Source organism: Treponema primitia, from assembly GCF_046533075.1.
Classification (GTDB): Bacteria; Spirochaetota; Spirochaetia; order Treponematales; family Breznakiellaceae; genus Termitinema; species Termitinema primitia_B.
Genome location: NZ_JAJQRB010000083.1, coordinates 38,661 through 53,629 on the forward strand (window position 1 = coordinate 38,661; position 14,969 = coordinate 53,629).

At 52.5% G+C, this 14,969-nt stretch carries 14 protein-coding genes; 1 reads left to right on the forward strand and 13 read right to left on the reverse strand.

Annotated features, from left to right (window positions below; translation table 11 throughout):
* Positions 1-46 precede the first annotated feature (46 nt).
* The 4 genes from LQZ19_RS16880 to LQZ19_RS16895 are packed head-to-tail and all read right to left on the reverse strand — an operon-like array spanning position 47 to position 4,946.
* Positions 47-1,024, reverse strand: a complete 978-nt coding sequence (locus LQZ19_RS16880) for an ABC transporter permease (RefSeq protein ID WP_411048859.1) — start codon at positions 1,022-1,024, stop codon at positions 47-49.
* Between the two features lie 9 nt (positions 1,025-1,033).
* Positions 1,034-2,026 (reverse strand): ABC transporter permease, encoded by a 993-nt coding sequence (locus LQZ19_RS16885; protein WP_411048860.1) that lies wholly within the window; start codon positions 2,024-2,026, stop codon positions 1,034-1,036.
* 2 nt (positions 2,027-2,028) lie between these two features.
* Positions 2,029-3,525, reverse strand: coding sequence for a sugar ABC transporter ATP-binding protein (locus tag LQZ19_RS16890; RefSeq protein ID WP_411048861.1), 1,497 nt, complete (start codon positions 3,523-3,525; stop codon positions 2,029-2,031).
* Positions 3,519-4,946 carry an arabinose isomerase gene (locus LQZ19_RS16895; RefSeq protein WP_411048862.1) on the reverse strand — a complete coding sequence of 476 codons (1,428 nt, stop codon included), beginning with the start codon at positions 4,944-4,946 and terminating at the stop codon, positions 3,519-3,521. The genes LQZ19_RS16890 and LQZ19_RS16895 overlap by 7 nt, the downstream gene beginning before the upstream one ends.
* Positions 4,947-5,029: 83 nt before the next feature.
* On the opposite strand from LQZ19_RS16895, the gene LQZ19_RS16900 reads away from it, so the two are divergent.
* A complete protein-coding gene (locus LQZ19_RS16900) occupies positions 5,030-5,914 on the forward strand; it encodes a helix-turn-helix domain-containing protein (RefSeq protein ID WP_411048863.1) in 885 nt (294 codons plus the stop codon).
* Here the strand turns inward: LQZ19_RS16900 and LQZ19_RS16905 are convergent.
* The 9 genes from LQZ19_RS16905 to LQZ19_RS16945 form a co-directional block, all read right to left on the reverse strand.
* Positions 5,911-7,188 (reverse strand): zinc-binding dehydrogenase, encoded by a 1,278-nt coding sequence (locus tag LQZ19_RS16905; RefSeq protein ID WP_411048864.1) that lies wholly within the window; start codon positions 7,186-7,188, stop codon positions 5,911-5,913. The genes LQZ19_RS16900 and LQZ19_RS16905 overlap by 4 nt on opposite strands.
* Positions 7,189-7,214: 26 nt before the next feature.
* Positions 7,215-8,465 (reverse strand): SDR family NAD(P)-dependent oxidoreductase, encoded by a 1,251-nt coding sequence (locus LQZ19_RS16910; protein WP_411048865.1) that lies wholly within the window; start codon positions 8,463-8,465, stop codon positions 7,215-7,217.
* On the reverse strand, positions 8,462-9,820 hold the full coding sequence (locus LQZ19_RS16915; protein WP_411048866.1) for a PHP domain-containing protein: 1,359 nt from the start codon (positions 9,818-9,820) through the stop codon (positions 8,462-8,464). Before LQZ19_RS16915 ends, LQZ19_RS16910 begins: the two co-directional genes overlap by 4 nt.
* Positions 9,821-9,825: 5 nt before the next feature.
* Entirely contained in the window at positions 9,826-10,950 is a 1,125-nt protein-coding gene (locus tag LQZ19_RS16920; RefSeq protein WP_411048867.1) for a class II aldolase/adducin family protein, read from the reverse strand.
* Between the two features lie 70 nt (positions 10,951-11,020).
* Complete coding sequence (gene miaA / locus LQZ19_RS16925; RefSeq protein WP_411048868.1) at positions 11,021-12,001, reverse strand: tRNA (adenosine(37)-N6)-dimethylallyltransferase MiaA; 981 nt, start codon at positions 11,999-12,001, stop codon at positions 11,021-11,023.
* Positions 12,002-12,006: 5 nt separating this feature from the next.
* Positions 12,007-12,198 carry a DNA-directed RNA polymerase subunit omega gene (locus LQZ19_RS16930; RefSeq protein WP_411048869.1) on the reverse strand — a complete coding sequence of 64 codons (192 nt, stop codon included), beginning with the start codon at positions 12,196-12,198 and terminating at the stop codon, positions 12,007-12,009.
* A 21-nt stretch (positions 12,199-12,219) separates the two neighbouring features.
* The gene (locus tag LQZ19_RS16935) at positions 12,220-12,924 is read right to left on the reverse strand and encodes an ABC transporter ATP-binding protein (protein ID WP_411048870.1); all 705 of its coding nucleotides are present in this window, start codon (positions 12,922-12,924) and stop codon (positions 12,220-12,222) included.
* Complete coding sequence (locus LQZ19_RS16940) at positions 12,921-13,676, reverse strand: ABC transporter permease (protein WP_411048871.1); 756 nt, start codon at positions 13,674-13,676, stop codon at positions 12,921-12,923. The genes LQZ19_RS16935 and LQZ19_RS16940 overlap by 4 nt, the downstream gene beginning before the upstream one ends.
* Positions 13,666-14,640 (reverse strand): ABC transporter substrate-binding protein, encoded by a 975-nt coding sequence (locus LQZ19_RS16945; protein ID WP_411048872.1) that lies wholly within the window; start codon positions 14,638-14,640, stop codon positions 13,666-13,668. The genes LQZ19_RS16940 and LQZ19_RS16945 overlap by 11 nt, the downstream gene beginning before the upstream one ends.
* Positions 14,641-14,969: the final 329 nt, after the last annotated feature.

Consider the following 14,969-nt stretch of genomic DNA (forward strand, 5'->3'; position numbering starts at 1 on the left):
AATCCGCAAAAAATACCATGCGGATATTTAACCACAATGATACTGCTCAGGCGCCCTTGTGGATCCTGAGATTCATCACCAGAACCGAAAAAACCAGCAAGAGACCAAGGATTACCAGAATGACCTGGGCGGATACATTGATAAGCCCCAGACCATAATTCAGGAAACCGATGATAAAAACCGCCAACAGGGGACCGGCAATACGTCCGCTTCCCCCGGAGGTACTTATCCCGCCTAAAACAACCATGGCAATCACATCCAGCTCATAGCCAAGGGCTACGTTTGGCCGGGTACTCCCCATACGGGAAGTAAGGAAAATAGCGCACACCGCCGACATCAGGCCGGTAAGTAATCCGACGATAAGTAATACGCGGTCAGTTTTAACCCCCGAATATTTACAGGCAGTTAAGTTGTTACCCATGCCGTAGATATTGCGGCCCAAAGCTGTTTTGTGGAGCAGGATGCCGAAAACAAGCGCCGCAACAATGAACACAAGCAGGATAAAGGGAAAGGGGCCGATGTATCCCCAGGCAAAAAAGGAAAACCAGGAGGGGAATCCCCCGGAAGCCCGATCTTCCAAAATAACATAGGCTATTCCACGGTAAATAGTCATGGTAGCCAGTGTTACAATCATTGCGGGAAGCTCCTTGAATTTTATCAGGAGCAGACTATTAATTGCGCCGCAAACAGTACCGATGATCAGCGCCGCAACCATCGCCAGGGGCATGGGAAGACCCGCATTAAAGAGAACCGCCATCATTACCGAAGCAAAGGCGACGATGGAACCTACGGATATATCAATGTTACCCAGAATAATTACCAGCATCATGGGCAGTACAATGAAAGCCTTATCCAAAAAAATCATGGGGCCGCTCAGAAAAGTATCAACATTCAGATAATAGGGGGAAATAAAACTGTTGATGATATGAATTACCACGAATATTACCACCAGCAGCCATTCCCATTGGAATAAAAATTTTTTCCAATTCCAGGGCTTTTCAATACTAATCGTTCGTTCGCTCATGACCCGCTCCTATATAACCCGTCTGCGCAGCATGGTTCGATCATTATTCCGCTTAATCAGCACATTGGTAATGATCGCCGCAAGGATGACAAAGCCCTGAATGGCCTGCTGCCAAAAGGGGGAAACATTTATCAGGGGGAGGGCGTTGGCCAGTATCCCGAAAAGAACCACCCCAAGGATAAGGCCTAATACCTTGCCCCGCCCGCCGGAAACGCTTACCCCGCCCAATACACAGGCGGCAATAACATTCATCTCATAGCCCGAAGCGGTATCCCCCTGAGCGGAGGCAAATTTGGCAACCCAGAGTACCCCCGCAAGGCCCGAAAGGGCGCCCATCAAAATATAGACCAGGGTAGTTATCCGCTTTTTCGGAAGCCCGATGATTTCTGCGGCTTCCGGGTTTGAACCCACCGCATAGATCCGCCGGCCGGTCCGGGTAAAGTTGATAAAATAATAATAAACAATATAGGTAACAATGGCGATAACAATAAGATTGTTAATGCCGAATATCTTCCCCGTAGCCAGGGCTTTAAATTTCACCGACATCTGATACGCGCTGACCCATTGTCCGCCGCTTACCAGGAAGGTGCCTCCCCGAATAACATTCATAAGCCCCAATGATGCGATGATGGGCAGAATGGAAAACCGGGCAATCAACACGCCGATGACCAGCCCTATGACGGCGCCAATAACAATCCCTTCAAGGATCATGAATACCGGGGACATTTCCGGATAAACACGCCCTGTCAGGGCGCAAACCATACCGGTAAAAGCCATGGTAGCTCCGATAGAAAGATCAATGCCCCCGGTCAGGAGGACCATCATCATACCCACCGAAAGAATGCTTAAAATCGCCGTATTAGTAAGGATATTATTGATATTTGGGATGGTTAAAAATTCATGATTTCGGACCTGTATCAAGATGCTTACCAGGAGTATGAAAAAAACCAACCCAAGTTCCCGAAATTTTTCGCTGTATTTTATCTTTTTGATTTCTGCCATACCTACTCCCGCATGGCGGCATGGAGGATTTTTTCCTGTGTGGCATCCTTCATATCGAAAGCCGCCGTAACCCTGCCGTCCCGCATTACAACAATACGATTACTCATGCCCAGAACCTCAGGCATCTCCGAAGAAACCATGATGATTCCGTATCCCATGGCCACTAAATCGTTCATGATAGTATAGATAGCCGTCTTGGCCCCAACATCTACCCCCTTGGTCGGTTCATCCAGGATGATAACCTTCATATCCGCGGTAAGCAGTTTTGCTACAATAACCTTCTGTTGATTCCCTCCGGAAAGGGTGGAGACCTTATCAAGAACACTCACCGCCTTCACTTCCAGTTTTTCCGCCAAGTCCCTGGCGATGCTGTTTTCTTTGTTCTGATCAAGCCATCCATTATGGATAAACTTTTTTAACGCGGAAAGGGTAATGTTTTTTGCAATTTCCCAGCGCAGTACCAGGCCCTGCTTTAACCGGTCTTCGGGCAGATACCCAATTCCTTCGGCAATAGATTTGCTAACCGAAAGATGCTGCAGTTCCTTTCCCCCAAGGGTGATGGTCCCCGAATCGTAGGGGGTGATGCCATAGATCGCTTCACACACTTCGGTACGGCCTGCGCCCACAAGCCCCGTAAGGGCAAGGATTTCACCCTTGCGCACAGAAAAACTAACATCTTTAAAAAAACCCGTCCGGGAAAGACCATCGACCCGGAATATTTCTTCCGCCGGAACCGTATCCCGTTTGGGGAAAAACTGAACGATTTCCCTGCCCACCATGGCGAGTACCAGGGCATGTTCGTCCACATCCTTAATATCCCAGGTTTTGATATACCTGCCGTCCCGTAATACGGTTACCCGATCCGCCAGACGGTACATATCTTCAAAGCGGTGGGAAATAAAAATAACCCCCACGCCCTTCTGCTTTAATCCTTCGGTTATACGATAGAGATCCTCGCTTTCCCGGTTTGAAAGGGGGGCGGTAGGTTCATCCATAATAATAATCCGGGCATTGGCGGAAAGGGCTTTGGCGATTTCCACGATCTGCTGCTGCGCCACCGACAGGGTTCCCATGACGGCGTGGCAGTCAAAGTTAGCGTCCAGCTGTTCCAGGAGTTCCGCGGCCCGCTGGTTCATGGTCCGCCAGTCGATACGGTTTACCGCCGAGACGACCTTTTCATGGCCCATAAAAATATTTTCCGCCACCGATAAATCCGGAAAACAGGTTACATGCTGATAGATAGCGGCAATCCCCCGGCTCTGGGCATCTAATGGCCCATTGATATCCACCGGCTTACCGTCAAGCAGCAGATCCCCCGAATCCGGTCTATGCACCCCGGTAATAATTTTAATAAAGGTGGATTTTCCCGCGCCATTCTCCCCCATCAGGGCGTGAATCTCCCCGCTTCTTAAATCAAAACGGACATCGTCAAGCGCCTTGACCCCGGGAAACACCTTTGAGATATGGTGCAGTTCCAGAATACTTTGTGTATCTAACATATTTTGCAAACCCCAATGCCCAAAAGGGCGCTCAGTTTTTCAATCTTCCCGGTAATATGCCCGCAGCCAATAGCACAATGGTGGGCCGGCCCTGCCTTGGACCAGCGGTTTACAAAGTCCCGGGCCGGAATAGGGAAATGATACCTGCTATTGGTATTGCCTATTTCCAGAATCGGGCCCGGAACAGACTCCCCTTCTGCGCAGAGAAGAAAAGTTTTACCCCCCGGTCCCTGTACGACCGACAGTAATGTTACGGGCCCGTGTTTCACGCTCATCTGTATGGAAAGGCCCTTGCCCGGTTTGCCATGGTATATCGGCAGAGGAACCAGGCCTACCGCACCCTCCGCCATTGCCGGATGGGCGGGGCCGTCATGGCCCCAGAGAACCTCGTCCGCAGGAAAATCCATGGCGTATAATTCCGAAAAGGAACCCCCGGCGCCGAAACAATCCAGGATCTTCATGGCCATTACATTTTTTATTTCACACTCCCCCGCCACCGGCACATGATGGGCGGTAAGGAGGGTATTCCCCGCAATCACTGAGCTTACGATATTTTCGTGGTCGTTACCGTTTTCCCCTTCATAGTAGTAGGCCATGCCCCCAAGATCCTTACACTCGACCAGCGCATCCAATGCGCAGGATGTTTTTGCGGCCCGGTCAAGTTCATACTCTTCACATTCCCGGGCAATGGCAAATTCGGCGGCAAACTGTTTCCGTTTTTCCGCTATTTTTTCAGGACTTACCGCATCCCAAAGGGTTTTCAGAAAATCCATTTCCAGAATCTCAAAATGGCTCCCAAACACTGCGGCCAGGGCGGTAATATCGGTGTACACGTCCAACATACCGCAGTAATAGTGCCCAAGAATTCCGATCCGGGTATTCCGTACCTCGGTCCGGACCCGTACCGCATCGTACCAGGCGGCTATCTCCTTCCAGGATTGTTCTTCCTCAAGATAACCCGTAACGATATCGTATTGAATCCCCGCATTATTGAAGACATTGGCAATTTCCGGCGCCGAACAAGCCTGACAATGGGCAAGCCATTCTCCGGTCATGGTTCCCCGGTCCCCCAGGGCGTTAAAGGAAGTATAATCAATGGCCGGGACAGGCTGGAGATTCAGGATGATAACCGGGGCATGAACGTCCTGGGCTACCGGCAGCACCGTATGGGACAGTGCGTAGGTTGAAATGTAAAGAAACACCGCATCCACCCGATTCTCCCGAAATAGTTCCGCTGCCCGGCGGGCCTTTTCGGGATTATCCACCAAACCCGCGTCAAAGAGTTTCGAACCGTAACTTCGGAGCTTCTCCGCAATAAATGTCTGATACCCCTCAAGCCTTTCTTTTAATCCCACAAACTGCGCCCAATACGTATCCAGTCCGATACCCATAAGGCCGATATGGCAAGCTGTTGGTCCCATTTTTGTAGGATAAACCCGGATCTTCCTGCCGTATATGGACTATTCTCTTGCGATTATGGAAAAAACTATGTATTATTGAGAATATGCCAAAACCCTGGGATTCATTCCTTCATTACCTTCCCTATAGCACGGAGGATGAACGGTTTGGGATGGTATGCACCACCGCGGGTTCCGCCAACATCCTGCCAAATACGGTCTATCCCCCCCGGATAACCGATCATCCCCTCATTTTCCGGCAGGTTGCGGTGGGCCGGACCCTGCCGGAATTTCAAATTGTATACATCACCAAGGGTCAGGGTATCCTTACGGTGGACGAAACCTCCTATACGGTAACCCCGGGCTCCCTGTTTTTACTCCTTCCGGGGATAAAACACCGATATAAGCCGGTATATGAGATTGGCTGGCAGGAATACTGGGTTGGTTTTAACGGAGATTATTTTACCAAGTTGTTTCGGGATGGAATCCTGTCCAGGGAACATATTTTTTTTAAAATTGGTCTCCAGGAATATATCCTTTCGTATTTTAACCGCATTTTTGATGAAATCCGGGCGCAGCAGCCCCTCTATCAACTGAGGGCCTGTACCCAGGTCTTCTCCCTGCTGGGGGAAATGCTGGTCCACGAACGACGGAAGGAACAACCGGGCTCCTATCAAAAAATCGTTGAAAAAGCCAAATACCTCATGGAATCGAATATTTACGGCGCCATTAATCTTTCAAACATTTCAGAACAAATCGGAACCAGCACTTCCCGGCTCCATGAAATTTTTAAAAACTATACCTCCATGACACCCTATCAGTATTACATACAAATCAAAATCAACAAGGCGGAAAGCCTCCTGGAGCAGGACATTTCGGTCAAAGAAGTTGCCTACCGCCTTGGGTTTGAGGATCAATCATACTTTTCCCGGCTTTTTAAGAAAAAAACCGGGATAGCGCCTTCGGAATGGAAAAAATACATCTATGCTTAAATAGCAGGGGCATTTGCCAACAGGTAATCTTCCGCTTCCTTGTTCCACAGGCCCTTATGGCGCCCGCAGATTTCTCCCAGCGCCTTGTAGAAGGGATCGGTTTTGCCCTTTTCCGAAAAATCGGCAATGCCGACAAGGTCCAGTTTTTTGCCCGTGTAGACAAGCTTTTTGCCCCCGGGGATCTTGTCCAGATCGATGGTGGTCTGGACTACCGCATTAAGCCCCCCAATATGGGTTACCATAAAGACCGGGTTTAGCTCGCCCTTTGCCATCATGGTCAGGGATTCCCGCATATCCTCGGTATTGCCGCCAGAGGTCCCCACGATATGATGGGATTCATAGTGGACATTGTAGAAATTAAAATTCCCCGAAAAAACGGGGTCCGTGGGGCCCGCAAAGAAGTTCAGGCAGCCGTCACGGCCAAGCAGGGCATCCCCCATTTCAAGAACCGGCTTGACCGGCGCAAAGACAAACACATCATCATAGAGTTTCCCCTTGTTGATCTCCCTAAGATGGGCTACCGGATCCTGGATACTCTTTGTGTTTACATAGGAAAGCTGTATGCCGAATTTTTCCGCTTCGCTGGGGGGCAAAAGCTGGGAAGCCCGGGCGAGCCGTGCATCGTCAATATCGGTTACCACCAGCCGCGAAGGCCGGCGGGGGTTGTGGATGGCATAATCAATGGCGCCTAAGCCCATGGGCCCAACCCCTGCCAGGAGGATAAGCGAGCCCCCTTCAACGATACCCATCTCGTGGACATAGGAACCGTTCTGGGTATGGTATTGGGCGTGGAAAGCGCCGACTATGCAGGATACGGGTTCCGCCAGGGAGCCCATAAAAAAGTTATCCGCCCTATAGTCCAGGAGACAGTTCATCTCCATCACTTCTGCGGGAATAACGATATAGGTGGCGTCCCCGCCTATATGCTGATAGGAATAGCCCGGCGCCCAAAGAGTTTCCTGACCGTTTTCATCGGGGTAATTAAGAGCCGGTTGGATGGCGAACTTGGAGCCGGCCTTGAATTTTCCGTCTAATTTGGCCCCAACTTTTTCAATAACCCCGCAGAATTCGTGGCCGATGATACTTGGAAACTGGGATAAATCGGCGCGTATCCGTTTATGCTTGTTTCCCTGCATGGCCAGTTTATGGCTGGACATACAGATAGAATCCGAAACTACCCGGGCTAATATTTCATCATCCTTAATTTCCGGAAGATCAAATTCCTCCAGCCGGAGATCGTTAACACCGTAAATACGAACAGCTTTTGTCTTCATAGTACCTCCAATATCATTAAAAAATCTTAATGCAACATTACCTGACCGCCGGTAACCGGAACGGCCTGACCGGTTTCATATTCCTGTTCAACAATATAATAGATGGCCCGCATCACATCCGCTCCGGTGCAGCCACGCCCCATGGGAACCTTGCCCTCGTACGAGGCCCGTACATCCGCCACGGTCTTGGCCCCGGGAACTTTACCGGCCTTAAGGTATTGTACAAAAAGCCCCTTCTCCGGATCCGACCACAGGGGACCGTCTAAGAAGTTACCCGGGCAAATGGCGTTAACCTTAATGCCGTATGCCACCAATTCCAGGGCAAAACTTTCCACCAATCCTATGGCGCCGAATTTGCCCCCCGCATAGGCGCCGTTTTTGTTGGAGCCCTCCAATCCGGATTTGGAATTTATCTGGATGATATCGGTTTTCCACCCCGGAGCGGCGAGGTTTTGCCGCCTAAGCAGCCTGCCGCAGTGTTTTGCCATGAGAAAAAATCCCGCATAGTTGATATCCGTTACAAATTTAAACGCAGCCAGCTCCTGCTCCAGGACACTTCCCGCCTTAACTACCCCAGCGTTACTCACGCAGAGATCCAGACCCCCGGCGGTTTTTACAATGGCCTTAAAAAGCGTCTCCACCGAAGCTTCGTCAGCAACATTGACCGGAACCGCCACGGCGGCGATCCGTTTCTCCGCAGCATTAAGGGTTTCCGCCAGTTTTTCTGCGCCCGCCTGGTTCAGATCGGCGATAAACACCAGCGCCCCCGAAGCGGCCAATCCACGGACAATCTCTTCCCCAAAACCCTGGGCGCCGCCGGTTACTAACACTATTTTGTTTTTTACCACATCTGAACGATCCGAGGCGGAAGCGCCGGCTGCCGCTATGCCCGAACCGGTTGTGACATTTGATCTTAATTCCAGGGGCGATCCGTCCCCGTTCTCGCTCCTCTTCCTGGCGGAAGCAAGATCCCGATCGATCCAGTAAACCACCTCTTCATTGGACGACGTCTTTACCTTGATACAGGAAGGCTGTGTTTTTACGTTTCCCTTTTTCGCTGCTTCCCAGGCGGAATATGCTTCCTTAAGGGCCTTCAGCGCCGGCGCTTCGTCAAGACTGTCCGCTGTCCCGGCGGCGCTGAGGTCGGCAAAGACTATCTGGTCCGGAGCTTTAGGAGGAACGCCGGCGGATGGCACAACAACCCTGCTTTCCCCCGAGGCGTTTATCCACAGTCCGCGGATGAGGGGCGCTACAATGAGATGATCCTCAAAACTCATATTTGATACCTTCCTTCCTGTAATTTTTTAATTATCCCCGGAATCGACACTCCGGGATTTTTAGGATCCAGTTCTTTTCCCGCAGAGGCATATACGGAAAGCCGCTTTTGCAGAGAAATACTGCCCAGGGGGTTATCCGGAGAAAAAAGTCCAAAAGCGGGATCTACCGAAGCAAGCCGTTCATGGGCGATGAGAGCCCAGGTGGTGTTCAGGAGATGGCGAAATTCATCCTGCAATACCTCGGGACAGTTAAAGGACTGCCGGGAACTATTGATATCCACTCCGGAAATTTCCATAAACCCCCGCTCCGCGCAGAGACGCTGCACACGGCGAAGCTGCTCCGGGCTATTCCGGGGAGGCATGTAGGTAACGGCCCGGTACCCAAGCCGGGAAAGTTCATCGAACAGTTCTTCTGTGTAATCATCCTCAAATTTTTCCGCTTTTTTATCCCCCGTGGGAGATTCACCAATATCCCCCAGATAGGCGTAGGCCGGTATTGCCCGGATAGAATCCGCAAAGGCCGTAACAGTTTTAGCGCAGATACATTCGTTATCACCGGGCTGGATAAATATCCGGCTTAGGAAACCGGACTTGAGGATACCCAGAAGATCGTAGAGATAGTGTGGGTTAGCCGGGTCCGAAAGGGCCTTTCTCAATTTGTCCGGGGGATTAATGCCAAAATGAAGGGCGAGTTTTTCATTGATCTCCGGGCCCTTCCCGTATTTTTCGATGAACTTTTCCGCAAGGGCCGCCAAAAGATGCCGTTCGGTCAGCCCGCCGCCCTGGTTATACATTGATTTATCGATAACATCCCGCTGAAAATCAATTTCAGGGAGCCCCGCCTCATGGAGAATACCATTGGCGGATTCGGTCATTTTCCGGGTCCGCAGGAGCCGTTCTTTCCGAATGGGGTCCAGGAAATCCCTGACCTTGGGAATTGCCGGGGCGGGTATCCCCTGGACGGTCATATAAGCCGCGCCTATGGAATCCGGGTTATTCAACTTCCGATCCGCAAAAGGCCCCGGCTTCCCGTCTGCCCCGGTTTTAAAGCTAACCCGGACCTCAAAACCGGTACAGCCCCCAATACCGAGTATCCCGCAGGCGGCGATCATCTCCTCCGCAGCTCCGATGGAATCGTGATCCACCGACCCCGCAGCCGCAAGCCCGGCTTCCTTCGATTTGAGTGCGGCCATGCTGGGAGTATAGGGACTAAAACTGTAGATTGTGTGGATATGGTTATTAACTTCCCCATTTTTAATTTCCGGAACCGCCGGTTTTTCCAGTTTCTTAAGCGCATCAAGCCTTTTCTGAGGATCAGAACGGGGATCATTAATTATATCACGGTAATCAATCATGGTTTTTATACCACCTTCTGGGAACGGTACCGTTCCACTTCCCAGTTGTTGATAAAATCTATCTTGTCCTGTGTCATGAATCGTCCGCCGCCAAAACTTTCCGCATAGGCAGCGACTTTAGCAGTATCGGTAAAGAGTTCAAGCGCGAGGGATGCTGTTTTTTCCGAAGTCCCTATGCCAAATATTCCCCTGCCCTGGACTGCGGCGATCTTCGGAGACCGCCCTGTCTTATCAAGATGGTTATTCCACGCATTCCGAATCTGATCCGTCAATGGGCTGTTGTCCTTAAGGGTGATAAAAAGGGGATTACTGCCGGAGTAAACAATATGATCCGGGGTAAAGGCTGAGGCGACGGAAGCAAAAGCAGAACTATCCCCGGTAAGACCGGCGAATTCAGTATTCCTTTCAAAGATAACCCGGTAATCAGGGCCGGCGAAACCCGCTAAGAGGCGCGCAATTTCTTCTGAATCACGGTACACACCGATCTTACCGGAAAAATCCGGCCTTCGTTTTATTTTTTTATCCAGGGTATCTATAAGCCTTGTATAAATTGCCCTTATACCATCGGCGGAATCGGCACTGACAAACACTCCGTGGTTTTGAAGGAAAATAATATCCGCCGGTTTCCCCTTGCGCTCACGATAGGCGTCCAAGGCTTTTTTTACCGCCAGCGACAGAATATAGCCGGGATTGATTATAGGTATCCAGAGATGATCATCACCAAAAATATCCTTCGCCGCTTTTTCACCGTCCTGTGAACAGGTAAGGCCGTTTACCAATGACGGATGGGTATGTACCACAAAGGTAAAGGGCAGTAAATCGTGGAGCAGTGTTTCAACACTGGGCCGCTTCTGTTCCTCCCCCTGCTTTCTCGCGGCCATCATGTCCGCCAGCACCGCCGCTTCCCGCGCGTCTTCATCCTGGGGATACTGTTTTTCCCAGATACGGGCTAATTTTTCCCGATCCATTTTGACAAAACCTTCGGCATGTATACCCCCAAGATTTGTCCCGGAACATTTTACAAACAGGGTTGATCCCTCTTTTAACGAAGTATTCCCCCCGCCTTCAATTACATACTCCGGATTTGATCCGTAGTATCCGGATATATCGATAAGCGCCTGTAAACTCATGGTAATAATTATATACCCCCCTTTTCTAATCTGTATATGGAAAATTAAAAAGAATATATGGACAAAACTCCTATATTGCCAGGAACCCTTCCAGTTCCCGCCGTATCTCCCCCACCGGGTCGCCGGAGGCAGCAATCCATTTAACCTGGGGAATTGACGCAAAAAAGGTGATCTGCCGTTTGGCATAGCGGCGGCTGTTCCGGGCTACCAGGGTTTGGACGCCCTCCATATCCACGGAAATGCGCCATTGGGCTTTTAGTCCGCCGCCGGAGCTTTCTTCCACAAAAAACTCCCGATAACCGATGGCCTTCATGCCCGGGTCGCCGGGGCCGTATCCCGCCGCATGGAGGCGCGCCACTTCTTCCGGCAGGCCCCCGCGGAACATGAGGGCACAGCGCTCGTTGATGCGGCGGTACACATCCTCCCGGTTCCGCTCAATACCAAGGATGAGGAAACGGTATTGGGCGCGGCTTTCGGGGGCGGCCCCTATGGGGGGATAGGAGCTGAGAGGGCGGCCGGAACTGCGGAAGACTTCCAGGGCCCGCTGAAGACGATAGCCGTCGTTGAGGTGGATGCGGGCGGCGCTTACGGGGTCGCAAACGGCAAGTTCCGCCATCAGGGCTTGGGCGCCCAGGCTCTGGAACTCCGCTTGCAGAGTTTCCCGAAAAAGCGGGTCCGAGGGGGGCGTGTCGGGGAGGCCCAGGACAAAGTTACGGAGGTAGAACCCGGTTCCGCCGGAAACCACCGGCAGCTTTCCCTGGCGGGCTATGTCTTCGCAGGCATGGTCGGCCAGACGGACAAAATCACCGGCGTTGAACTGCTCGTTGGGGTTACGGATATCAATAAGATGATGGGGCAGCCGGGCAAGAAGATCCGCCTGGGGTTTTGCGGTACCGATATCCATACCGCGGTAGACCTGCATGGAATCGGCGGAAACAACCTCCGCCGGAAAAGGGGAATTGGGCCCGGAAAAAAGAGCTTCGAGGACCCCGGTTTTACCCGATGCGGTGGGGCCGAAGAGGAGTAGTACCGGTATCCTCACCGCCGGCATGGAGTTTAGTCTTCCAGATGGAAATCGATCTGATCGGTGAAGACCTGACGGGCCGCCAGGGACACCACCTTGCCATCGTTATCCTCGATATCCGGATCCTTCAGCATGGAGAGCTGATAGGAACGCCGGGAGGCGGCGGAGGTGATTTCATACATATTACCGTCGTATTCGATAAGTTCTTCAAGGGGGAATATCATAATTATTTATTATACCTGGTTTTAGGCGATCGTGTAAAGGACCTCCAGAAGCTTCTTTTCAAGACCAGCATGAGGGGAGGAACCATAGGCCCGGTCTTCCGGGGACAGGTCCACCGCTTGGTCAAAAACAATGCCCCCCTTACCCAGAATCAGGATGCGCCGGCCCAGGTAAACCGCTTCCCGGGGATCGTGGGTTACCGCCACGGCAAGCCGCTTCTCCGTGGTCAGCAGGGAAGAAACCATGTCCATAAGCCGGATGCGCAGGGGAATATCCAGGGACTGAAAGGGTTCATCCATGAGGATGAGCGGGGAAGGATAGGCAAAGGCCCGGGCAATGGCTACCCGCCGGCCCTGCCCGCCGGAAAGCTCATCCGGGTAGGAACCAGCCTTTTCTTCCAGGGAGACCCTGCGTAAAAAATACATGGCCCTGTCACGGGCTTCCTTTTTCCCCAAGCTTCCCTCTATGGGGAGGCTGATATTTTCCAGCGCCGTGTACCAGGGAAGGAGGCGGTTTTCCTGAAACACAAATGAAGCCTTCTCCCCAATTTCGATACACCCCTCCTCCGGATGAAGGAGCCCCGCCATGAGCCTGAGCAGGGTGGTTTTACCGCAGCCGGAGGCGCCTAAAATAACCACGGGACTTTCATCCCCAAGCTCCAGGGACATGTTTTTGAAAAGGGGCTTTTCGGTAAAGCCGAAGGAAATATTCCGTATGGATATGCTCATTTCCGGAACCGCCTTTTTTTGCCGGACCTGAGGAGCGTGGAAACGGCCCATTCCGTAAAGGCGGCGGCGATCACCGTGGCCAGGGTCCAGGCGAAAAGCTCCGGTGTTTCAAGCTGGGCCTTTGCTCTTTGCATCCCCGTCCCCAGGGCAAGCAGGGGCTGCACTAATACTTCCGAAGCCACCACCACCTTCCAGCAAAGTGACAGGGAACTCCGCATTCCCCCAAGGATAAAGGGCATGATAGCCGGAATATAGAGGCGCCGAATCGTTTCTTTCCGGGATAATCCGTAGAGGGTAAAAAGTTCCCTAAGCTTATGATCCACCGAACGTATCCCGGCAATGGTATTGGCGGCCATCACCGGAAAGACCATGAGGAAGGCGGTAAACACCGGGGTCCGTTCGGAACCAAAGACCAGGAAGGCAATGAGGATAACCGACATCACCGGTGTGGCGGCGATAACCGAAAACAGGGGCGCTAAAAACGCATTGACCCGCTTGTCCAGCCCCGCCATGATCCCTACCGCCACCCCCAGGGGAGCGGAAAGCAGTATCCCTAACAGGACCCGGAGGAAACTTCCCCCCAGGGCGCCGAGGAAACGCCCGGTTTGTACCAGCGTGAAGAAGCGCCGTATAACCATGGCGGGGCCGGGGAATATAAGGTAGGACCCGGAAATACGGGCGCCGATTTCCCAGACCGCAAGAAAAGTAACAACCCCGGCCAGGCTCCACCAATACTGTTTTCTAGAACCCAAGGTAGAAACTATCCGCCGGCAGGCTGCCCCCGATTGAGACGGGAGAAAATTCCAGGAAGGTTCTATAGAGAGCGTCCAGGGAAGGCCGGGCCTCTTTAACAGGGATAAACACATAATTACTGCGGGGTATGGCGGCGCTAACCACGGCCGCCCGCAGCCCCAGGTCATGTTTTTCCACCAGGGTTCCCGCTTCCCGGGGGTTGGCGGCCACCCATTCAATAGACGCTTGCAGGGCATTGAGGACAGCCCGCACCGCGGCGGGTTCCGCCTTGGCGTAATCGGCGTCCACCACCAGGACCGTCATGGGGTAGTTCCCGGAGGCAGCGCTTCCTGTGGCGGAACGCCACTCAGCCTGGATATCGCTCACCATGCGGAGATCCGGCTTTCCGCTCCGGGCCATGGTGGCGAAGGGTTCCGGCAGCAGGGCTGTGGAGATCCGGCCAGCAATAAGGGACTGGGCAATTTCGGGATAGGCCAGGGCATAGCTCAACTGCAGGTCCCGGTCGGGGTTAAGCCCCTTGGAGAGGAGTATGCGCCGGAAAACATAGTCCGGGGTGGCGCCCTGGCCGGCAACTTCCACAGACTTGCCCCGAAGGTCGCTAACGCTGCGGATAGCGCTGTCGCTGGTCAGGAGGCTCAGCATCCCCGTACCGGTAACCGCAGCAACCTGGATGGGCTTCCCGGTGGAGGCGATCTTGGCCGCCACATTGGGGGGAAGCATCCCCACCTTAGCTTCCCCGGAGATAAACTTAGCCGCCATAAGATCCGCCTGAGCCAGGGTTTCCATCCTTACCGGAACGCCGCCCACCACCGGGGGGCTTTCAAAAAGGCAGATCATGGAAACCCCCGAGGGGCCCTTGATAGCGTAAATCGTCAATGGCAGGGTGGTCTGGGCGCTTACCATGCCTGTTAAGCCCAGGAAGAGGGCGGTAAAAAAGGGTACGATGCGGGTATGTTTATTCATGTGTATAAGTATAGCAGAAAAAAGGGGCGTGAAAAGGCCGTCGAAGATGCATGCAGAATTTAACCACGGACCACACGGACAAAGAAGATTTACCACAGAGGACGCAGAGGAGGCACAGAGGACACAGAGGAAGAAAAAACAGGGCCCATTCCTCCCCTCTGTGTCCTCTGTGTATCCTCTGCGTCCTCTGTGGTTCCTCTTCTCTTTGTCCGTGTGGTCCGCGGGTATTCCCTCTTACGGGATAGCAATCCGGTGACTGACACCTAAACTCGGACAAAGAAGATTTACCACGGAGAACGCAGAGGAGGCACAGAGGACCACAGAGGAAG